Annotated in this window: 37 protein-coding genes and 1 tRNA gene; 37 read left to right on the top strand and 1 reads right to left on the bottom strand. The window is 66.8% G+C overall.

Going from position 1 to position 15,586, the window contains the following annotated elements:
• The first annotated feature begins 21 nt into the window (after nt 1-21).
• From AB0I15_RS20170 to AB0I15_RS20190, 5 genes are read left to right on the top strand one after another with little or no spacing between them, the layout of a single operon-like run.
• Nucleotides 22-345 (top strand): hypothetical protein, encoded by a 324-nt coding sequence (locus AB0I15_RS20170; protein ID WP_358097313.1) that lies wholly within the window; start codon nt 22-24, stop codon nt 343-345.
• Nucleotides 342-557: a hypothetical protein gene (locus AB0I15_RS20175; RefSeq protein ID WP_358097315.1), complete on the top strand. Its 216-nt coding sequence runs from the start codon at nt 342-344 to the stop codon at nt 555-557. The genes AB0I15_RS20170 and AB0I15_RS20175 overlap by 4 nt, the downstream gene beginning before the upstream one ends.
• Entirely contained in the window at nt 554-754 is a 201-nt protein-coding gene (locus AB0I15_RS20180) for a hypothetical protein (RefSeq protein WP_358097318.1), read from the top strand. Before AB0I15_RS20175 ends, AB0I15_RS20180 begins: the two co-directional genes overlap by 4 nt.
• Nucleotides 751-1,185 carry a hypothetical protein gene (locus AB0I15_RS20185; protein WP_358097321.1) on the top strand — a complete coding sequence of 145 codons (435 nt, stop codon included), beginning with the start codon at nt 751-753 and terminating at the stop codon, nt 1,183-1,185. Before AB0I15_RS20180 ends, AB0I15_RS20185 begins: the two co-directional genes overlap by 4 nt.
• Entirely contained in the window at nt 1,182-1,535 is a 354-nt protein-coding gene (locus AB0I15_RS20190) for a hypothetical protein (RefSeq protein WP_358097324.1), read from the top strand. The genes AB0I15_RS20185 and AB0I15_RS20190 overlap by 4 nt, the downstream gene beginning before the upstream one ends.
• A 4-nt stretch (nt 1,536-1,539) precedes the next feature.
• Here AB0I15_RS20190 and AB0I15_RS20195 read toward each other — a convergent pair whose 3' ends face one another.
• Complete coding sequence (locus AB0I15_RS20195) at nt 1,540-1,788, bottom strand: hypothetical protein (protein ID WP_358097327.1); 249 nt, start codon at nt 1,786-1,788, stop codon at nt 1,540-1,542.
• A 109-nt stretch (nt 1,789-1,897) separates the two neighbouring features.
• On the opposite strand from AB0I15_RS20195, the gene AB0I15_RS20200 reads away from it, so the two are divergent.
• The 32 genes from AB0I15_RS20200 to AB0I15_RS20355 all read left to right on the top strand — a co-directional run bounded on the left by AB0I15_RS20200 (nt 1,898) and on the right by AB0I15_RS20355 (nt 15,557).
• Nucleotides 1,898-2,329 carry a hypothetical protein gene (locus AB0I15_RS20200; protein WP_358097330.1) on the top strand — a complete coding sequence of 144 codons (432 nt, stop codon included), beginning with the start codon at nt 1,898-1,900 and terminating at the stop codon, nt 2,327-2,329.
• A 56-nt stretch (nt 2,330-2,385) separates the two neighbouring features.
• Nucleotides 2,386-2,523: a hypothetical protein gene (locus AB0I15_RS20205; RefSeq protein ID WP_358097332.1), complete on the top strand. Its 138-nt coding sequence runs from the start codon at nt 2,386-2,388 to the stop codon at nt 2,521-2,523.
• A gap of 62 nt (nt 2,524-2,585) precedes the next feature.
• A complete protein-coding gene (locus AB0I15_RS20210; protein ID WP_358097334.1) occupies nt 2,586-3,050 on the top strand; it encodes a hypothetical protein in 465 nt (154 codons plus the stop codon).
• A gap of 23 nt (nt 3,051-3,073) precedes the next feature.
• On the top strand, nt 3,074-3,352 hold the full coding sequence (locus tag AB0I15_RS20215; protein ID WP_358097336.1) for a hypothetical protein: 279 nt from the start codon (nt 3,074-3,076) through the stop codon (nt 3,350-3,352).
• An 8-nt stretch (nt 3,353-3,360) separates the two neighbouring features.
• A complete protein-coding gene (locus AB0I15_RS20220; protein ID WP_358097339.1) occupies nt 3,361-3,636 on the top strand; it encodes a hypothetical protein in 276 nt (91 codons plus the stop codon).
• 67 nt (nt 3,637-3,703) lie between these two features.
• Nucleotides 3,704-4,195 (top strand): hypothetical protein, encoded by a 492-nt coding sequence (locus tag AB0I15_RS20225; RefSeq protein ID WP_358097341.1) that lies wholly within the window; start codon nt 3,704-3,706, stop codon nt 4,193-4,195.
• A 52-nt stretch (nt 4,196-4,247) separates the two neighbouring features.
• The gene (locus AB0I15_RS20230) at nt 4,248-4,430 is read left to right on the top strand and encodes a hypothetical protein (RefSeq protein ID WP_358097343.1); all 183 of its coding nucleotides are present in this window, start codon (nt 4,248-4,250) and stop codon (nt 4,428-4,430) included.
• 3 nt (nt 4,431-4,433) lie between these two features.
• A complete protein-coding gene (locus AB0I15_RS20235) occupies nt 4,434-4,619 on the top strand; it encodes a hypothetical protein (RefSeq protein ID WP_358097345.1) in 186 nt (61 codons plus the stop codon).
• Between the two features lie 95 nt (nt 4,620-4,714).
• Complete coding sequence (locus AB0I15_RS20240) at nt 4,715-5,026, top strand: hypothetical protein (RefSeq protein ID WP_358097348.1); 312 nt, start codon at nt 4,715-4,717, stop codon at nt 5,024-5,026.
• Nucleotides 5,027-5,030: 4 nt separating this feature from the next.
• Nucleotides 5,031-5,306 (top strand): hypothetical protein, encoded by a 276-nt coding sequence (locus AB0I15_RS20245; RefSeq protein ID WP_358097351.1) that lies wholly within the window; start codon nt 5,031-5,033, stop codon nt 5,304-5,306.
• Nucleotides 5,307-5,309: 3 nt separating this feature from the next.
• Nucleotides 5,310-5,606 carry a hypothetical protein gene (locus AB0I15_RS20250; RefSeq protein ID WP_358097354.1) on the top strand — a complete coding sequence of 99 codons (297 nt, stop codon included), beginning with the start codon at nt 5,310-5,312 and terminating at the stop codon, nt 5,604-5,606.
• Nucleotides 5,603-6,097 carry a hypothetical protein gene (locus AB0I15_RS20255; RefSeq protein WP_358097356.1) on the top strand — a complete coding sequence of 165 codons (495 nt, stop codon included), beginning with the start codon at nt 5,603-5,605 and terminating at the stop codon, nt 6,095-6,097. Before AB0I15_RS20250 ends, AB0I15_RS20255 begins: the two co-directional genes overlap by 4 nt.
• Complete coding sequence (locus AB0I15_RS20260) at nt 6,094-6,465, top strand: hypothetical protein (protein ID WP_358097359.1); 372 nt, start codon at nt 6,094-6,096, stop codon at nt 6,463-6,465. The genes AB0I15_RS20255 and AB0I15_RS20260 overlap by 4 nt, the downstream gene beginning before the upstream one ends.
• Nucleotides 6,458-6,637, top strand: coding sequence for a hypothetical protein (locus AB0I15_RS20265; RefSeq protein ID WP_358097362.1), 180 nt, complete (start codon nt 6,458-6,460; stop codon nt 6,635-6,637). Before AB0I15_RS20260 ends, AB0I15_RS20265 begins: the two co-directional genes overlap by 8 nt.
• The gene (locus tag AB0I15_RS20270; protein ID WP_358097364.1) at nt 6,630-6,887 is read left to right on the top strand and encodes a hypothetical protein; all 258 of its coding nucleotides are present in this window, start codon (nt 6,630-6,632) and stop codon (nt 6,885-6,887) included. Before AB0I15_RS20265 ends, AB0I15_RS20270 begins: the two co-directional genes overlap by 8 nt.
• Nucleotides 6,880-7,425, top strand: coding sequence for a hypothetical protein (locus tag AB0I15_RS20275; RefSeq protein ID WP_358097367.1), 546 nt, complete (start codon nt 6,880-6,882; stop codon nt 7,423-7,425). Before AB0I15_RS20270 ends, AB0I15_RS20275 begins: the two co-directional genes overlap by 8 nt.
• On the top strand, nt 7,418-7,669 hold the full coding sequence (locus AB0I15_RS20280; RefSeq protein WP_358097369.1) for a hypothetical protein: 252 nt from the start codon (nt 7,418-7,420) through the stop codon (nt 7,667-7,669). Before AB0I15_RS20275 ends, AB0I15_RS20280 begins: the two co-directional genes overlap by 8 nt.
• Before the next feature lie 39 nt (nt 7,670-7,708).
• Nucleotides 7,709-7,984 carry a hypothetical protein gene (locus tag AB0I15_RS20285; protein ID WP_358097371.1) on the top strand — a complete coding sequence of 92 codons (276 nt, stop codon included), beginning with the start codon at nt 7,709-7,711 and terminating at the stop codon, nt 7,982-7,984.
• Nucleotides 7,977-8,552, top strand: coding sequence for a hypothetical protein (locus AB0I15_RS20290; RefSeq protein WP_358097374.1), 576 nt, complete (start codon nt 7,977-7,979; stop codon nt 8,550-8,552). The genes AB0I15_RS20285 and AB0I15_RS20290 overlap by 8 nt, the downstream gene beginning before the upstream one ends.
• A complete protein-coding gene (locus AB0I15_RS20295; protein ID WP_358097377.1) occupies nt 8,545-8,844 on the top strand; it encodes a hypothetical protein in 300 nt (99 codons plus the stop codon). The genes AB0I15_RS20290 and AB0I15_RS20295 overlap by 8 nt, the downstream gene beginning before the upstream one ends.
• Complete coding sequence (locus AB0I15_RS20300; protein ID WP_358097380.1) at nt 8,831-9,007, top strand: hypothetical protein; 177 nt, start codon at nt 8,831-8,833, stop codon at nt 9,005-9,007. Before AB0I15_RS20295 ends, AB0I15_RS20300 begins: the two co-directional genes overlap by 14 nt.
• Nucleotides 9,004-9,219: a DUF2283 domain-containing protein gene (locus AB0I15_RS20305; protein ID WP_358097383.1), complete on the top strand. Its 216-nt coding sequence runs from the start codon at nt 9,004-9,006 to the stop codon at nt 9,217-9,219. Before AB0I15_RS20300 ends, AB0I15_RS20305 begins: the two co-directional genes overlap by 4 nt.
• A gap of 140 nt (nt 9,220-9,359) precedes the next feature.
• Complete coding sequence (locus tag AB0I15_RS20310) at nt 9,360-9,929, top strand: hypothetical protein (RefSeq protein ID WP_358097386.1); 570 nt, start codon at nt 9,360-9,362, stop codon at nt 9,927-9,929.
• Nucleotides 9,926-10,162, top strand: a complete 237-nt coding sequence (locus AB0I15_RS20315; protein WP_358097388.1) for a hypothetical protein — start codon at nt 9,926-9,928, stop codon at nt 10,160-10,162. The genes AB0I15_RS20310 and AB0I15_RS20315 overlap by 4 nt, the downstream gene beginning before the upstream one ends.
• Complete coding sequence (locus tag AB0I15_RS20320; protein ID WP_358097391.1) at nt 10,159-10,377, top strand: DUF2283 domain-containing protein; 219 nt, start codon at nt 10,159-10,161, stop codon at nt 10,375-10,377. The genes AB0I15_RS20315 and AB0I15_RS20320 overlap by 4 nt, the downstream gene beginning before the upstream one ends.
• Nucleotides 10,378-10,405: 28 nt before the next feature.
• Complete coding sequence (locus AB0I15_RS20325) at nt 10,406-10,780, top strand: hypothetical protein (RefSeq protein WP_358097394.1); 375 nt, start codon at nt 10,406-10,408, stop codon at nt 10,778-10,780.
• 490 nt (nt 10,781-11,270) lie between these two features.
• Nucleotides 11,271-12,047: a hypothetical protein gene (locus tag AB0I15_RS20330; protein ID WP_358097396.1), complete on the top strand. Its 777-nt coding sequence runs from the start codon at nt 11,271-11,273 to the stop codon at nt 12,045-12,047.
• Nucleotides 12,048-12,734: 687 nt separating this feature from the next.
• Nucleotides 12,735-12,807: transfer RNA gene (locus AB0I15_RS20335), tRNA-Ser, on the top strand.
• Between the two features lie 108 nt (nt 12,808-12,915).
• Complete coding sequence (locus AB0I15_RS20340) at nt 12,916-14,511, top strand: TROVE domain-containing protein (protein ID WP_358097399.1); 1,596 nt, start codon at nt 12,916-12,918, stop codon at nt 14,509-14,511.
• A gap of 117 nt (nt 14,512-14,628) precedes the next feature.
• Nucleotides 14,629-14,850: a helix-turn-helix domain-containing protein gene (locus AB0I15_RS20345; protein WP_358097402.1), complete on the top strand. Its 222-nt coding sequence runs from the start codon at nt 14,629-14,631 to the stop codon at nt 14,848-14,850.
• Nucleotides 14,851-15,078: 228 nt separating this feature from the next.
• Complete coding sequence (locus tag AB0I15_RS20350) at nt 15,079-15,318, top strand: hypothetical protein (protein WP_358097405.1); 240 nt, start codon at nt 15,079-15,081, stop codon at nt 15,316-15,318.
• Entirely contained in the window at nt 15,318-15,557 is a 240-nt protein-coding gene (locus tag AB0I15_RS20355) for an MW1434 family type I TA system toxin (protein WP_358097408.1), read from the top strand. Before AB0I15_RS20350 ends, AB0I15_RS20355 begins: the two co-directional genes overlap by 1 nt.
• The last annotated feature ends 29 nt before the right edge of the window (nt 15,558-15,586 follow it).

Consider the following 15,586-nt stretch of genomic DNA (forward strand, 5'->3'; position numbering starts at 1 on the left):
CGAGACATTCAAGTGCCACCCGTGAAGGTGTGGCTCGTCTGGTCGAACGAGCACCGCGCATGGTGGGGGCCGAACTTCTCTGGCTACACCAGCGACGTCTGGACGGCTGGCCGATACGACGAGGTCAAAGCGCTGGACGCCGCCGGTCGCCGGGGCTGGCGCGCTCCAAACCGGCCCGCTGACGTGATGGTCCTCGCGCCTGAGAACGACCAGGACAAGTTCACCGTGGACGACATCCGGGCCGTGCCCGACCTCATGCAGCGCCGCATCAAGGAGGCCGGGAAGGCTGCCGTGGCCGAGCGTCGCCGTCTGGCTGCCGAGCAGGACGGCGAGGAATCCCGATGAACGAAGACGACCGACTGCCCGGCCCGGACCTTCAGGCGGCCATCGAGGACGGCATCCGGGACTTCCCGTTCTGGAACTACGGCCTCGACATGGTGGACCCCAACGACAAGAACGCCGAATGGGTGCCCGACCTCGCGAAGAAGGTCATCGAGCACATCGCGAACCGAGCCGTGGAGCGCGCCTCCCAGCAGTCTGGGGAGGCATCCCGGTGAAGGCGTATCGATGCGGCGATTGCGGCGACCTGCCCGTCTGGAGCATTGAGCGTCGCGGCGACGCCGTCGTGTCCTGGAGCTGCTGCCTTCACCTGCACGAGGTGTGCCGCGAGTTGCAACGGTCGCACGAGCGAACCACGCTGGTCGTCCGCGTCGCGGTGCTCCCCACGGACCAGTCTGGGGAGGCGTCCCAGTGAGCAGCATCTACCGGATTCTCTGCCTCTCCCATGACCCGGCCATCACCGCCGACGCCGAGTACAGCCGCCCCGAACCGGCCATCGCCGCGATCGGTTCGGGCATCGACGGCCACGCGGACTGTGACCTGCTGATCGGCCGCTACTCGTACCCGCTGATCGAGGTCGGCTGCCCGCCCAACACCGGCGCTCAACGCACTGGCCAGCACCGCTGCTACCCCCACTCCGTGACGGAATGGGTTGACGTGGCATGGCTGCGCATCCTCGCCGCCGTCTACCGGATCGGGGACGAGCAGACCGCGATGCTGGCTGTCGAGAGCAGCCTGAATCACAGCGCTTTACGCCACTGGTCGCGGGAGCGGCTGCGACGCCTGCGTGACGAACTGGGCATCGACGCGAACGAGCCCGCCGACCAGTCTGGGGAGGCGTCGTGAGTGTCCTCTCCGACCGCATCCGCGAAGGGCGGGAGTACCTGAACTTCCCACCCGACCGGATGGCGGAAGAGCTCGGCGTGATGATCGGCGAGTACGAGGCGTTCGAGGCTGGCCAGGCGGTGCCGTCCGGCGCCCAGATCGCGGCGATCGCGTGGATCTGCGGCACCACACCAGGCCGGCTGCACGGCGCGCACCTCCAGGCTGGCCCGGACGTCACAGGGTCGCTGGTGTGCGCCATGTCGGACGGGCCTCTCACCCACGACGACGTGTACGAGCTCGCACGGTTCGCCGAGATGCTCAGGGTGCGCGCCACCCCGGATCCTCGGGTGGCGTCGCGGGGGCCGGTGTGACGGGCTACTCGCCGGCAGGCTGCTTGCGGGGGCGTCCTCCCTTGCGGGCGCGGCGGATCTTCAGCTCCTCTTCGGCCTCGGCGAGCAGGTTCAGGTCTTCCTCGGTGCCGTGCCGGTTGATCTGGCTCCGTACGTGGGCGAGCAGGTCGTCGGTGCGGGTCACGCCGAGTCTCTTGCACACGTTGTCGTACGCCTTTCGCATGGTCCGGGGCATGCGGATGGGCGTGGTGGGGGTTTCGGCGCGGTCGTCCACGGTCGTCCTTTCGTGTAGCTACAGAAATCTTCGCACACCCATTGCGTAGCTACAAGGTTTCGGATTACTGTGTAGCTACGCAGATAAGCGAGACGCCAGGGAGAACGAGATGACCGCCACCGCCAGCATCGACCGACAGAGCCAGGCCACCCAGATCGCCGAATCGCTCGGCTGCAAGGTCGAGGTCCGCAGGCAGGTCGGCGACTGCTGGGACGTCCGCATCTACGGCACCAGCGTCTACAACCGCCGCCGCGACGTCAGCAAGGCGAACATCGGCCTCCACGTTCTCCAGATGCTCGCCGAGTCCATCAAGGGTCTCGCCTACAAGCAGGCCGCGAGTCTGACCTTCACGAAGGCCGTCGAACTTCTGGACAGCCAGGCCACCACCGGCACGACCAGCGACGCTCTCCGCGTCTACCAGGACAGCGCGGACAAGACCGGCGTCATCTTGTGCAGCCAGCACCGCAGCCGGTTCTTCGTGAACAACCTCGCCGCCTTCGGGTGCGGCGAGTACGGCGGCCAGTGCGCGCACTGCTCGTAGCCCCTCCGGCCCGGGGAGACCCGGGCCTTCACCTCAAATCGATCAGGGAGAACGACATGTCGAAGCCCACTCCGATCGAGATCCTCGCCCAGCAGTCCGATGTGTCCCTCCAAGACCAGGCCAGCTTCCTGTCAGAGCGGGACCAGGACCTGTTCTGGCGGGCCATCCGAGAAGAGCGCGCACGCCAGCAGTAGACCTTCCCGGCTCCAGGTAACTCCTGGAGCCACCCCCAAGACCCCCTGACGCAGGAGACCCGATGCTCACCGAGAAGCCCGACGCCACCGTTGACCTCGCCGACATCTTCGAGATGGCGGCTGACCACATTGAGAGCCGCGTCTACCACAACTTCGTAGGCGGGCCCAACCTGTGGTCCGCTCTGCACATGGTGGTCTGGGATCTTGTCACCGGCCCGGCCTCCGAGCAGCTACAGCACATGGTGGGCGTTGCTCAACTCCAGCACTGGCACGGCGCCCAGGAGGAGGCCGTGGAACTACTGCGGAAGGCCGCCGGAAACGCCGGTCAGCTTCCCGTCCTGCGCGAGGATTACGCCACCCACCGACTGGAGCGGGCCCGCCAGGCCATGCTCGCCGCGATGGGCTGGGAAGGGTCGAACAGCATCGACCTTGGCGGCATCTCGCGCGCCATGGCGGATGAGATCAAGCGGCTCCGGAAAGAGAATGAGCGGCTTGCGCAGGAGATCCGCGCCATCCGTTCACGTTAGCCCTGCGACTCCAGGAGTTCACGATGAACACTCCCGTCCGCGAAGCTCGCCTCGCCTTGATCGCTCGCGCCGTCGCCTACCTAGACAGCACACCTCACGGCGAGGTTGTCCACCTACTGGTCTCCGATCCGATCATCAGGCTCAGCAACGAGTGGCGCACCAACCCCGCCGCCCTGGCTGACCACCTTCGGGCGTTCGACATGGACGCCAACCCGACTGCGCTCTACGGGGCGTACAAGCGCGCACAGAACGTGCTCCTGGCCGCTGGTCTGCCGCACATGCTCGACGACGACCTCACGTAGGAGACTCGATGCCCACCGCGATCTCTTGGCAGGACCTGCGCCGCCGCCCTGCTGGCGAACTACAGGAAGGCGACCAGTGGTTTGTCCTGGCCGCCTTCATCACCTACACCGCCGCTTCGGACGGCACGGTTCATGGTCACGGCTGGGAGCGACCCGATGGGACTGTCTGGCGCCTTGTCTCCCGTGACGGCGGCAAGGTCACCGCCGCCGATCAGGACGGGCACGTACTGACCGAAGCGGTGCCTCACAGTGCTCAGGTGCTGAAAGTGGAACGCCGCACCTGACCTTCCTTCTCCGCCCCCGGGGAGACCCGGGGGCTCTCGACCCCCTCGACGACCAAGGAGAACCGACATGGGCTCATCCCCGAGCGCTTTCCTCGCCTACGGCTACGACCTCGGCAGTGGCGAGAGCTGGAAGTTCCGCGAGACCGACGAGTACGGCTACCTCGACTCCGCAAAGTTCGCCTGGCACGACGACGATGATGACGCCCCGGACTTCATCGACCAGGCGGGACGCCGCCTGCTCGCCGAGATCGCAGGCTTCACCGAGACGTGGGAGACCTGGTCCGAGGAGGGCAACTTCTACGCCGCTGAGCGTGCGGCGAAGGAACGTCTCGGCGTCGTGTTCGAGACGTACAGCTACGGCGAATACCCGATGCATGTCCTCGCCGCCAAGGTGATCGACGTGGACGACGGCACCGCCCTGGTGGTGGACCTCGCCGAGCTGGTGGCGCACCCGGACCGGCCGAAGTGGGACGCCGCCCTGTTCGACGCCGTGAAGACGCTCGGGATCACGCCCGTCCAGGAGAAGCCGTCCTGGCTGCTCTGCGCCTACTACTCCTGACCTGGTGTCCCGGTCTTCCGTCGGGACGCCCCAACCCCCTGGAGAACCGGCCATGAGCGAAGAGACCGTGACCATCCGCTACACCGTTCAGGCGGACGCTACGGAGACCCTGCGGGTCCCTCGCGCCAAGTGGGAGGCGTGGAGCCAGGAAGACCGGGACGCCTACATGAAGCCCTTCATGGAGAGCCTGGCGGCCGACTGTGTGGCCGACGGCACCAGCTACGAGGAGGTCTGACCGATGAGCTACGGAACCAAGTTCGCCGAGACGGAAGCCCTGCTCGCTGCCCAGATGGGCGACAAGGAGACGCTCCGAGAACTCGTTGAGGAAATGCTGCCAGGAGAGCGCGCCGATCTGCACCGCGCATGCGGACTGCTCGCTGACGAGATCAACCGCATCGACGGTTTACCGCCCTTCCGCGCCTGACGTTCGGCCCTCTTCTCCCGGTACGGCCGGGCACAGCGTTCAGAGCGCGGAGAGGGCGCTGAGACCCGACACCCATCAACGACAGGAGAGGCCCGATGCCGACGAAGCGTGAGCGGCAGATCTTGAACATCCTGGCCTTCCGGGAGAGCCTCGGCCAGTCGTGGGCGGTCCCGGAACCGGGCGGTGCGTTCGCCCTCGTGGTGCCGTCGATGATGGCGGGCTGCCCGCTTTCCCGCCAGTCGGGTGTGAGCGCCTACCTGCTCGACAAGTTGCGCGCCTCCGGGTTCATCACGATGGAGCGGCAGGACCAGCAGCCCGCCTACAACTACGCCAGGCCCACCACGGGGCGAGGGGCTCACAAGGTCGGCCTCACCGACGAGGGCCGCAAACTCGGACAGGAGGGCTGACCCGATGACCCTCGACGACTTCACCGAGGACATCCTTCGCCGCTCCCAGTGGGCGCAGAAGCACAACGACGGCCACCCGAACCCCGCATGGTCCACCGGCGAGCAACTCGCCGTCGCGTGGGTGCTCAAGGACAAAGCCCACTTTGAGGCGACTGGCTGGAAGCCCGTTGAGGCCGCACGTCGCATCCTCGACGACATGGCCGCACCGCCTGCCGCGTTCGGTGCCTGGATTGAGACGCTGCGAGGCAGGCTCGCCGCCTCCCAGACCGAGGAGGGCTGACCGATGGCCACCCGTATCCCGTTAGGGCCGATCCACTCAGCCCCTTGGGGCGCGATCAAGACGGAACTACTGGAGCCGAACCAGCCCGTCTACGAGAAGGTCCTCCGTGACGCGCTCGCCGGCGTCGAGTTGGGCGCCTACGACGAAGACATTGTGGTGTGGGTGTCGGGCCTGGACTGCCCGACTGTGGCGACGCTCGCTTCCCTGCTGTATCGGTTGAGGGCGCTCGGGTGCGGCTGCTACCCGGACCCTGCCGACCATGAGGAGCGCTGCCCTCAACGAGCTGAGGTGGACCGGTGACAGCACCAGAGATCGACCGGCCGTACGACGCAGACCAGCATGACCCGCTGAAGGCCAGCGTCTTCAGATGCGCCGAATGCGGCCACGGTGCCCGACTGCGCGCCTGGACGCACGTGATCGCCCACGGCCCCGTCAACGCCGAGGGCGTCATCGACGACTACGACTACACCGAGGACGATGACGAGGTCATTGAGGAGTCGGTCATCTGCCAGGTGCACGGCGAGAACTCCATCGAGAAGCTGATCGACGGCGCATACACCGCCACGATGATCGACGGCAAGTACGTGTCGCCCACGGTCGCGCTGGCCACGGCTCTGCTGGACGACCCCGGCGTGAAGTACGACATGGAGCACCGCGAGTTGTACTACCTGGCGCGGACGGTCAGCGGCCGAGACTGGAAACCGGCGTGCCCGCAGGAAATCGCGAGGTTCGGCGAACTGGCGGAAGCCAGGGCGCAGCAGCGTGCAGCCAAAGCCAAGGGGGACCGGTGACAGCACCAGAGACGACCCCAGCCGCTCACCCGACGCTCCTCGCACGCCTCGCTGAACTCCGCCAGGAGACAGCGGGACTGCTCGGCGACATCGACACCAGGATCAAGCCGCGACCCGACCGGATCGTGGAGGGCAAACACCTGCCGGGCCCGGTCTGGCAGTCCGCTGACCGGTGGACGGTCCGTGTCATCGACCCTGACGAGACCGCCGCGAGCGTGTTCGTGAACCATCCGCACTGCTTCGACGACGACGTCATCCCGCTGGACCCGTCCGAGGCGCGCCGTATCGGGATGGCGTTCCTCGCTGCCGCTGATTGGGCGGACAAGATCCGAGCCCGTGAGATCGCTAACGGAGGTTTCGATGCCTGACCCCATCCCAGCAGAAGCCGAGCCCGGAACGTACTGGGAGCGCGCCGTCCTGGAACGGTTCGTCACGGGTGGCCCAGTGGACATCGCCATCGTGAGGCGTCAGGTCGCTGCGCTCCTCGCTGAGATCCCGAGCAGACCGCCCGTAGGCGATGAGGAGGAAGCCGATGCCTGACCTTCCCGAGGCGGCTGTAGCCGCCGCTGAGGCTGCCTACGCCTGCGCTTTCCAGACGGGAGTCCCTCACCGGGAGATCGCCCGCATCGTGGTAGAGGCGGCAGCGCCGTTCATCGCCGCTCAGGCGCTGGTCCAGGAACGCCGCCGAGCAGTCCGCCTCGTACGCGCCACCCTGGTGCCGCGCGGCTGCCAGCCGACGCACGACGCAGCAGAACTCATCGAGGCCATCAAGGGAGACCTCCGTGTCTGACCTTCCCGAGGAAGCCGTACAAGCCGCCGCCGAGGTCCTGTATCGCGAGTACGACAGCGAGTTCGGCGCTGACCATCTGTCGTGGCGGGACTTCACCAGCACCGCCCGCGCTGCCCTCGTTGCTGCTGCTCCTGTCATCGCCGCCCAAGCCCGAGCAGAGGCATTACGAGACGTGATCGCAGGCGAGGTGACGCTCGACGAGCAAGCCGCCGCCCAGGGCGTAACAGGACCTCAGCGGATCGAAGACCTTCACACCGATCTGGACTTCACCCCAGAGGAGGTGGAGGGGTTCTTCGCTGCGATCAAGGATGAGCCTTTCCTGCCGGAGGAGGGGATCCGAGCAGACGAACGCCGCAAGGTAGCCGAAGAGCAGCACACTGCGGGCATGGTCGTCGTCTCCGCTGACGACCTTGACGACGCCATCGATGCCCTCTGCGAGCGTGAGGACGTGTGCTTCGGCGAGGACTGCAGCGTCGTTCACTGTCAGCGCGTCAACCGCCTCCGTGCCGCCCTACCCGAGAGGACCGAGGGTGCCTGAGATCGAAACCGTGTCCGTCCCTCACCATCTGCCGCTGGTCTTGCAGGACATCGAGATCATGCGCTGCACCTCGTGCGGCGCCATCGTCCTCGGCACCTGGAAGCTCAGCAGGAAGACCATGCGGGCCGGGATCGACCACGTACTCGACGACCACCGTGAGGACCTGCTGGCGGGTCTCCTCCGGCCGCCGCTGTTCGTGAACTGCGCCATCCAGGACCCGTTCTGGTGGGAGGAGAACGCGTGACGAACCGCAAGCCCGCCGCCCTACCCGAAAGGACCGAGAATGCCTGAGATCGCCGCTGTCTACATCGCCGAAGTGATCTGGTTCAGCGAGAACCCTGTGGACGGGCGGAAGCGCGTCGCCGTAGGTGCCAGCCTCGACGCCGCTCTGAACGTCCTCCGCGCCCACGACATCTTCGGCGGCGACCTGGTGGCCACGGAGACGACGAGCGCGCTCGGAACGGACGACGCGACCACATGGGCGGTGCACGAGCGCGGCGAGGAGCCCGATGACGAGGGCTGCCTGTGGATCACAGAAGAGCAGGTGCGCCGTGGGTGACGACCTCCGCCACCGCTGCGGCAACTGCGAGGGCATCGACCCCGACACCTGCATGACGCGAGACCCCAAGGGCGACCGTGCACGGCGCTACGCCGAAGCGATAGCCGCCAGGTTCACCGAACCGGTCTACCGCTCCGACCGGGACGGCGAGAACGAGTGGGTGGAAAACCCCGAGCCCGCCGACCGCATCGACCAGACGCCGTACGTCATGGTCACCGCAGGAGATGGGCACCGGTCGTTCTGGACGCCGAGCTGCGCCGAACTCGGCGAGGTGGTCGCTGCCGTACGAGACGAGGAGCTGGAGCACGTCCGCCAGCGCGCCACGAAGTTCTACAACGATGTTGGCCGAGCTGTTGCCGAACGCGACGAGTGGCGGGAACGCGCCGAGAGGGCCGAGCAGCGCGCGGAACGCTTCCGAGACCTCTACTCGAAGCGGTACGGCGCGATCGAGCAGGTACGTCACGTCTGCCAGAAGGCCAAGAAGAGGAAGAACGCTCCCGGCATGTGGCTTGTGGCCGAACAGGTCCTCGCCGCTCTCGACGACACCACGGAGCCCGACCGTGGCTGACGCGCCGTTCGTCGCCGCCCTGAACGCCGCCGACGCTGAACTCTCGGCAGCGTACGAGGGCATAGACGAGTGGTACGTCGGCCACCTCGACGACCACGTGTACGCGACCTGTCCCGCCCTGAAGCGCTCTGGTCACCCGCTACAGCGCGGGCTGGGCAGGCTGTACCCGGAAGCAGGCGACTGCTGCGGCTGGTGCGTGAGGGTGTGGAGGGCACGCAGGGCCAAAGCCGCCGGCCTGCCCCCTGAGACGCCAGCCCTACACCATGAGGAGACGGCCGATGATCAGCGTTGAACTTAAGATCGCCGACTGCGACGACCACAGCGTGACCTTGAACCGGCTCCCCATCAAAACCAGCAAGGTGACCGAGATCGAAGTCCTGACGGGTGGGGACCGTGAAAGCTTCCTCGCCATGTGCGGGAAGGTGTGGGACCAGCACCACGGGGAGGACCGTTGACCCTCGAACGCCATCCCGGAGAGTGGACCTTCGACCCGAAGGCCAACGCCATGTACGTCACCCTCCGAGGCCCTATCCCGCGCGGAGGAGTGGACGCCACCCTGCCCGTGGACGCGACGGTGAACATCGATCTCGACAAGGACGGGCGGATGATCGGAGTCGAGATCGTCACCCGGTGGTGGCCGGAGGAGGAGGCGACCGATGGAGCATGACTGGATTGCCATCGGCCTAGGCATCGCGGCGATTGTGGTGTCGCTCGCCAGTCTCGTGCTGACCGTTCTTGCCGAGGAGCGGAACGAGCGGAACCGGTCGTGAGCCTCCTCGACCTCGACACCTCAACCGAGGAGGAGCCGTGCCAGTCCTGAGCTTCCCGTTGACGAGCCTCGACGCGTTCCGTTTCATCTCGTTCCGCGACACCGCCCAAGCCCTCGAAGCGCTCGGCATCACCACCCGCCAGCAGATCGCCCAACGTCTCGGCGTCCACATCGACTACGTGCCCGACATGGACGAGATGGTCGGCCCGCTGCACATCGAACTCGCGTGCGCCGGCGTCGTGGACGACGTGCCCGACGAGCCGTGGGTCCGATCCGGCCCGTGTAGACAAGACGCCTGCCGAGTGAGCGTCATGAGGTGCGACCACGAGCACATCGTCACCGCGCCCCTGTGCGCAACCCACGTCAGGTTGAGCCTGCGCCAGGCCAGCATGTGGTGCGGCCTGTGCCGCGACCGTGGAGCTGACGAGCCGATGCGGGAGGTGCACGCGGGCCGGGCCAAGCTCGTGGACGCCTTCCTGATGGACGTGCTCATGCGAGGCGTCACCACGGCGGACCCAGAAGAGCGGGCCGAGATCGAAGCGTTCGTTATCGACAATCTGGACCAGATCGTCGCACCACATCTCAGAGAGCCACTGGAGCAGGGATGACCGACCGCCACGCCGCGTACATCGTCACTCTGAACAAGGACCTGCGGGTCGACGACGCGGAGAAGATCCTCGACGCTCTGGAGATGATCAAAGGAGTCGTGTCCGTCGAACCAGTCGTGGCCGACGTCATGACCCACATCGCCGAGCGGCGGGTCAACTGGCTATGGCAGCAAGCGCTCCACGTCGTCGCCGACATGGAGCCCGAGCAGATCATGAGAGGGACGACCGCATGACCTTGGAACGCCACCCTGGAGAGTGGACGTACGACCCTGAGACGGGAGCCGCGTACGTCTACCTGAACGGTGACATCCCCGCAGGCGGAGTCGCCAAGACCCTGTCGATCGAGGACGCCATGGTGAACCTGGACCTCGACGCTGACGGGAAGGTGATCGGAGTCGAGATCATCACCGGGTCGTGGCCTAAGGCTCCCGAAGGGACGACACCATGACCGACCTGTCCGAGAGGAGCCTGACGCCGTGACCGACCGCGCGAAGGAACTCCAGGAGGCGATCGACTCCGCCAACGAGGACGGGTTCACCACCTTGGAGCAGGCCGCCTCCGATGAGCTGATGCGCCTTTGGGGCGACCTCCACGAGCAGATGCGGTGGGCGCGGGACGGCTGCTGGTCGATCGGCTGCGAGAGTGTCGCCCGCCGCATCGCGGTCCTCACCCGGGCGCTTGGCAAGGCGGCCCGATGGGATGACATGCAGATCGAGCTCTTGGAAACGGGCGTCTACCAGAGGTTCCACGACTTGATGGGGATCCCGTACGAGCCACCCGACATGGACGTGATCGCCCGCATGAGGGCGGAGCGGGAGGCGAGTCTCGCCGAGATCCGGGGGAGAGCATGAGCGACGTTGATCGGCCCGGCGAGGCAACTACCTGGGAAGAGCGCATGTCCCAGCGGGCCAAAGCCCGCCAGGCGGCCCGCGAAGAGACCGAACGGGAGCGCCTCCGCCAGCAGTACGCCCACCTCGTAGCGGCCATGCCGCCCTTGCCTGGCGAGACCCGGATCGGTCTCGACTCGATCGAGACTGATCACGTCGGCCACCTGACGCACTGGTGCGCATCGGAGCAGTGCGGCATGTGCTCGTGCGGTGCCGCCATCGCCGTCATCTGCGTCACAGGAGTCGCCAACCCTCCATCGTGTGACATCTGCCGGGCTCGCCAGATCGGCGAGTTCGCGCAGGTCGCTAGAATGCCACCTGCGCATTCTCCGCACTAATCTGATCTTGAACGCGAAAGCGGCCCCTCGCCCGGCAGCAAGGGACCGCCCCGACCTCTCCGACACCACCAGCACCAGTAGGTCTGCCCGTAAGCGTACTCATCGGGGAGGCCGAAATGTCCGAGCACGTCTGCCCAGGGCGATGCAACGCCCGTCCGCGGCGCCAGGTCGAGGAACACGCCCGCGCCGTCACCGCCTGGCAGAAGGCGATGGCCGAATGGATCGCCGCCGACCCGACCACCCGTGGTGCTGAGCCCGACCGGCCCGCCGAGCCGACGTTGCGCTGGACCGCAGGAACCCCGCTGTGGTGCCTGAACGACTCCGCCGCCATCCGCGCCGCGCTCACCGACCTGGACGAGCAGATGACCCTCCGCCTCCTCGCCGCGGACGGGCACGGCAGCCTGAACCTTGAAGAACGCGTCTCCGGGAGCGTCGAACCTCCGTCCCCTTCTCCGGCGCATGACCAGCTCGACGAACTCGTGCGCTGGCTGCGCGACTGGGAGCGCGCCTACCGCGACACGCAGGGCTGGCCGCCTGCGCCGTACCGGGGCGAGTCGGCCCCAGCGCTCACCTCGTGCGTAGCGTGGCTCGCAGCGCACCTGGACGGCCTCCTCGCCCACCCGGACCTGTCGGTGGCGTTCGGGTCCGGGGTCCTGTCCTGGCATGCGGAGATCTCCGCCGCGGCGAAAACGAAACGACGGCGCATCGCCATGCAGATGCGCTGCCCGCAATGCCACCTCGCCACCTTGTCGAAACTCGACGGCGAAGACCGGATCGAATGCCATAACCGGGACTGCGGAGCCAACCGGGGCGGGCCCGCGGTGCTCACCCTCGACGAGTACGCCGGCCTCGCCGAGGGCGCGCTGATTGCCAGCGGCAGAGGCGCATCATGACTGCCCAGTGCCCTACCTGCCGAGGCAGGGGAAAGGTGCCCGCTGTGAAGGTGTGCGCCCGGCCCGACTGTGGCCGCGAGTTCGCGTGGCAGGACGACGGACGGGAACGCGACCACCCGCGCACGGACGCCGTCTACTGCTCCAAATCCTGCCGGGATGCGGTGGCGCAGCGAGCGCGGCGAGAACGTGTCAGCGCATCGCTCGTGGACATCCACTGACATTTCCGAAAGCGCCGGAAATATAGGTGTGACGCGTCACGGACACCTGTAGCGTGGGGCGTGCTTCAGGTGCGAATGGCGACCGGCTACTTCTTTTGGTGAAACTACGCCGGATGCCGCTTCAGACCTCTGAGGCTCACAACTGGATACTCCCTTCCCCGGTGCGCAGGCTGCGGATACTTCAATGGGAACGATTGGTCGCAGGTTCAAGTCCTGCCCACCCGACCAGATTTACCGGGTGGTAGCTCAGTCCGGCAGAGCGCTCGTACAAGCCCGCCGCCGACTCTTGATCTCGGGGAAGAACACAACTGGATAAGCACCTTCCCGGTGCGCAGGTGACGGTTACTTCGCTGACACGATTTCGGTTCGAATCCGAGCGGAGGCCCCGCAAGGTTCGCCTCTGACGCCCTGTGGCTAGGGCACTAGCCGTCGCCGCCTTGATCTCGGGAGGGATACAACTTCAGAGCGCGCCCGGTGCGCAGGCACACGGTTACTTCTCACTGCTAATGAGACATAGGCAGGTTCGACTCCTGTACCCGGCTCCGGCCGGGTGTCGTGGGACAAGTCCGTCACCGTAGCCGACTTGATCTCGGGCGTGACTCTTGAACGAGGCCCCTCTCACCAACCTTCGAGAGGGGCCTCGTCGCGTCATGGCCAAGTTCAACAGCACGACCACCCGGACCGCGGTGTCCAGCCCGGTGAAGACGGAGCGGACGCCGTCCGGCCGCACCCATGAGGGCGCTCCCGGATACGCCCGTGACGCCAAGGGGGAGCTGTTCCTGCTCGCGGTCTCGAACATGGTGGGTGAGGACACCTTCTACGAGAAGGCCGGCGACCGCGACGACCGGTTCCGGAACCTCGTCCACCAGGTCGCCGTCGAGGACGGCGAGTGGCTGGGCCGCTTCCTGCCGTGGCTGCGCGGCGAGGCGAACATGCGGTCCGCGCCGATCGTCGCCGCGCTCGAAGCGGTCAAGGCGCGTCTCGCCGCTGGACAGCAGGGCCTCAACCGGCAGCTCGTCAACAGTGTGATCCAGCGCGCCGACGAGCCCGGCGAGGCGCTCGCCTACTGGACGTCCACGTACGGCCGGGCGATCCCGAAGCCCATCAAGCGCGGCGTGGCCGACGCGGTGCAGCGGCTCTACAACGAGCGGAACCTGCTCAAGTACGACACCGACTCGCGCGGCTACCGGTTCGGCGACGTCATCGACCTCGTCCACCCGGCCCCGCACGCGGGCAAGCCGTGGCAGGGAGGCCTGTTCCAGCACGCCCTTGACCGGCGCCACAACCGCGACAAGGAGATTCCCGAGGCGCTGGCCATGCTCAGGCGCCGCGCGCACCTCATGTCCATCCCGGTCGCGGAACGCCGCGCGATCGTGGGCGGGGTCCCCGACGCTGTGGCGGCGACGCTCGCCGACGCGGGCATGACGTGGGAGGCGCTCGCGGGCTGGCTGCAGGGCCCGATGGATGCGCAGGCGTGGACGTCCGTCATCCCCTCCATGGGTTACATGGCGTTGCTCCGCAACCTCCGTAACTTCGATGAGGCCGGCGTCTCTGATGAGGTGGCCGCCGGGATCGCCGCGAAGCTCACCAGCGCGGATGAGGTGGCCCGGTCGCGGCAGCTTCCGTTCCGGTTCTACTCCGCGTACCGGACGGCTCCGTCGCTGCGTTGGGGTTACGCGCTGGATAAGGCGCTGACCTTGGCGACCGCGAACGTGCCGTCGTTCAGGGGCCGGACGCTCATCCTTGTGGACACGTCCGCATCCATGAGCAGCGGCTCCATCTCGGCGCGTTCGTCGGTCACGCCCGTGCAGGCTGCGGCGCTGTTCGGTGTCACCCTCGCGACCCGCGGGGATCAGGTGGACCTGTACGGCTTCGCTGACGGGACGTTCCGGCACCCGATCCCGGCGGGTGGGTCGGTGCTGAAGGAGATGGAGCGGTTCTGCAAGCGGATCGGCGAGGTGGGTCACGGCACGCAGATCGCCGCGTCGGTGCGTAACACCTACCAGGGGCACGACCGGGTCATCATCCTGTCGGACATGCAGACCATGTCCGGCTACTACGCGGGCAGCGTCACCGACGCAGCACCGAAGCACGTCCCGATGTACGGGTTCAATCTGCAGGGATACCAGCACGCCGCAATGCCGACCGGAAGCGGAAACAGGCACGAACTTGGAGGGTTCTCCGACTCCACGTTCAAGCTCATTCCGCTACTCGAAGCTGGCCGTAACGCCGACTGGCCGTTCTGACCAGCGCGCCGACTTGTCCGAAATGGCGTGACGCGTTACTCTCGGTTTTCGGAGACGTATGCCCCGGTCAGGAGAGATTCCCGGCCGGGGCTTTTTCGTGCGCGGGGGAGGTTGTCCGTGGCCGAATACGACCCCGAAGAGGTGTACGTCACCACGAGCGAAGCCGCCGCTTTGTGCGGTGTTCAGCCGCCGGCGGTTCGTCAGTGGGTGCGCCGTGGCCATCTCGAACCTGTTGGGCGTAACGAGCGCGGGCAGATGCTGTTCACCCAGCTTGCTGTCGCGAAGGCCGAATATGCGACCCGTAAGCACGCCCGGCGCTCCGACCATGTCGCGGCCTAGATTCCGCTAGACATCCTGAGACGCGCGCTCCGGTGCTGATAGTAGGAGCGCGTCTGCTCCGCTTTCTCGTTTCGCCCCCGTGAGCGAGGAGTGTCGAGCTGGTGGCGGCCCTCTGGTCCTGGCGAGGGGCCGGGGGCTGCCGTCACACCCGTGATCGTGGCAGCCCCGCTTTTCTGAGGGGTTTGGCCGGGCTGCCACCTCAAACCCCTGAAACCCCTGGAGACAGCGATGTTGAGCAAGACGATTCCCGGCACTTTCGAGTTCGAAGTCGGCACGTGGGGCGGAGACGACGAGTGGTACGTCCACCTCCCGCACCAGTGCGACTACTGGGAGATAGCCCGGCATTCGACCCGGCCGAAGGCGATCGAGGAGCTGGAGAAGTTCCTCGTGGAGGCGCAGGCCGCTCTTGAACTCCTGCGCAGCGGGACGGCTGAGCAGTTCGAGTCGTGCGCCGACGAGGATGCCTGATGGACTTCGGCGAAGCCCTGAAGTGGCTGAAGGACGGCGGCAAGGCCACCCGCAACGCGTGGCAGCCGTACGGCCAGCACCTGGCCGTCCTGGACATCGGCCTATGCCTGGTCCAGCCCACGAGGGTGGGCAAGGTGGCGTTGCTGTGGCAGGCGACCGGGGACGACTTGCTTGCGGATGACTGGCTGGTCGCCACAGCGGACGGCGTGATCGCGTGGCCTGACGGGACGGTCGCCTGATGGCCTCCGACGACATGCTGACTTCGAGC

The organism is Nonomuraea sp. NPDC050643, assembly GCF_040654715.1.
GTDB lineage: Bacteria > Actinomycetota > Actinomycetes > Streptosporangiales > Streptosporangiaceae > Nonomuraea.

What these genes read in the sequence shown, in the direction of transcription:
- AB0I15_RS20220 (WP_358097339.1), top strand. Translation starts at nt 3,361, where the DNA reads ATGCCCACCGCGATCTCTTGGCAGGACCTGCGCCGCCGCCCTGCTGGC.
- AB0I15_RS20175 (WP_358097315.1), top strand. Translation starts at nt 342, where the DNA reads ATGAACGAAGACGACCGACTGCCCGGCCCGGACCTTCAGGCGGCCATC.
- AB0I15_RS20240 (WP_358097348.1), top strand. Translation starts at nt 4,715, where the DNA reads ATGCCGACGAAGCGTGAGCGGCAGATCTTGAACATCCTGGCCTTCCGG.
- AB0I15_RS20265 (WP_358097362.1), top strand. Translation starts at nt 6,458, where the DNA reads ATGCCTGACCCCATCCCAGCAGAAGCCGAGCCCGGAACGTACTGGGAG.
- AB0I15_RS20320 (WP_358097391.1), top strand. Translation starts at nt 10,159, where the DNA reads ATGACCTTGGAACGCCACCCTGGAGAGTGGACGTACGACCCTGAGACG.
- AB0I15_RS20215 (WP_358097336.1), top strand. Translation starts at nt 3,074, where the DNA reads ATGAACACTCCCGTCCGCGAAGCTCGCCTCGCCTTGATCGCTCGCGCC.
- AB0I15_RS20270 (WP_358097364.1), top strand. Translation starts at nt 6,630, where the DNA reads ATGCCTGACCTTCCCGAGGCGGCTGTAGCCGCCGCTGAGGCTGCCTAC.
- AB0I15_RS20230 (WP_358097343.1), top strand. Translation starts at nt 4,248, where the DNA reads ATGAGCGAAGAGACCGTGACCATCCGCTACACCGTTCAGGCGGACGCT.
- AB0I15_RS20200 (WP_358097330.1), top strand. Translation starts at nt 1,898, where the DNA reads ATGACCGCCACCGCCAGCATCGACCGACAGAGCCAGGCCACCCAGATC.
- AB0I15_RS20245 (WP_358097351.1), top strand. Translation starts at nt 5,031, where the DNA reads ATGACCCTCGACGACTTCACCGAGGACATCCTTCGCCGCTCCCAGTGG.
- AB0I15_RS20355 (WP_358097408.1), top strand. Translation starts at nt 15,318, where the DNA reads ATGGACTTCGGCGAAGCCCTGAAGTGGCTGAAGGACGGCGGCAAGGCC.
- AB0I15_RS20300 (WP_358097380.1), top strand. Translation starts at nt 8,831, where the DNA reads ATGATCAGCGTTGAACTTAAGATCGCCGACTGCGACGACCACAGCGTG.
- AB0I15_RS20235 (WP_358097345.1), top strand. Translation starts at nt 4,434, where the DNA reads ATGAGCTACGGAACCAAGTTCGCCGAGACGGAAGCCCTGCTCGCTGCC.
- AB0I15_RS20225 (WP_358097341.1), top strand. Translation starts at nt 3,704, where the DNA reads ATGGGCTCATCCCCGAGCGCTTTCCTCGCCTACGGCTACGACCTCGGC.
- AB0I15_RS20340 (WP_358097399.1), top strand. Translation starts at nt 12,916, where the DNA reads ATGGCCAAGTTCAACAGCACGACCACCCGGACCGCGGTGTCCAGCCCG.
- AB0I15_RS20315 (WP_358097388.1), top strand. Translation starts at nt 9,926, where the DNA reads ATGACCGACCGCCACGCCGCGTACATCGTCACTCTGAACAAGGACCTG.
- AB0I15_RS20205 (WP_358097332.1), top strand. Translation starts at nt 2,386, where the DNA reads ATGTCGAAGCCCACTCCGATCGAGATCCTCGCCCAGCAGTCCGATGTG.
- AB0I15_RS20250 (WP_358097354.1), top strand. Translation starts at nt 5,310, where the DNA reads ATGGCCACCCGTATCCCGTTAGGGCCGATCCACTCAGCCCCTTGGGGC.
- AB0I15_RS20210 (WP_358097334.1), top strand. Translation starts at nt 2,586, where the DNA reads ATGCTCACCGAGAAGCCCGACGCCACCGTTGACCTCGCCGACATCTTC.
- AB0I15_RS20285 (WP_358097371.1), top strand. Translation starts at nt 7,709, where the DNA reads ATGCCTGAGATCGCCGCTGTCTACATCGCCGAAGTGATCTGGTTCAGC.
- AB0I15_RS20330 (WP_358097396.1), top strand. Translation starts at nt 11,271, where the DNA reads ATGTCCGAGCACGTCTGCCCAGGGCGATGCAACGCCCGTCCGCGGCGC.
- AB0I15_RS20350 (WP_358097405.1), top strand. Translation starts at nt 15,079, where the DNA reads ATGTTGAGCAAGACGATTCCCGGCACTTTCGAGTTCGAAGTCGGCACG.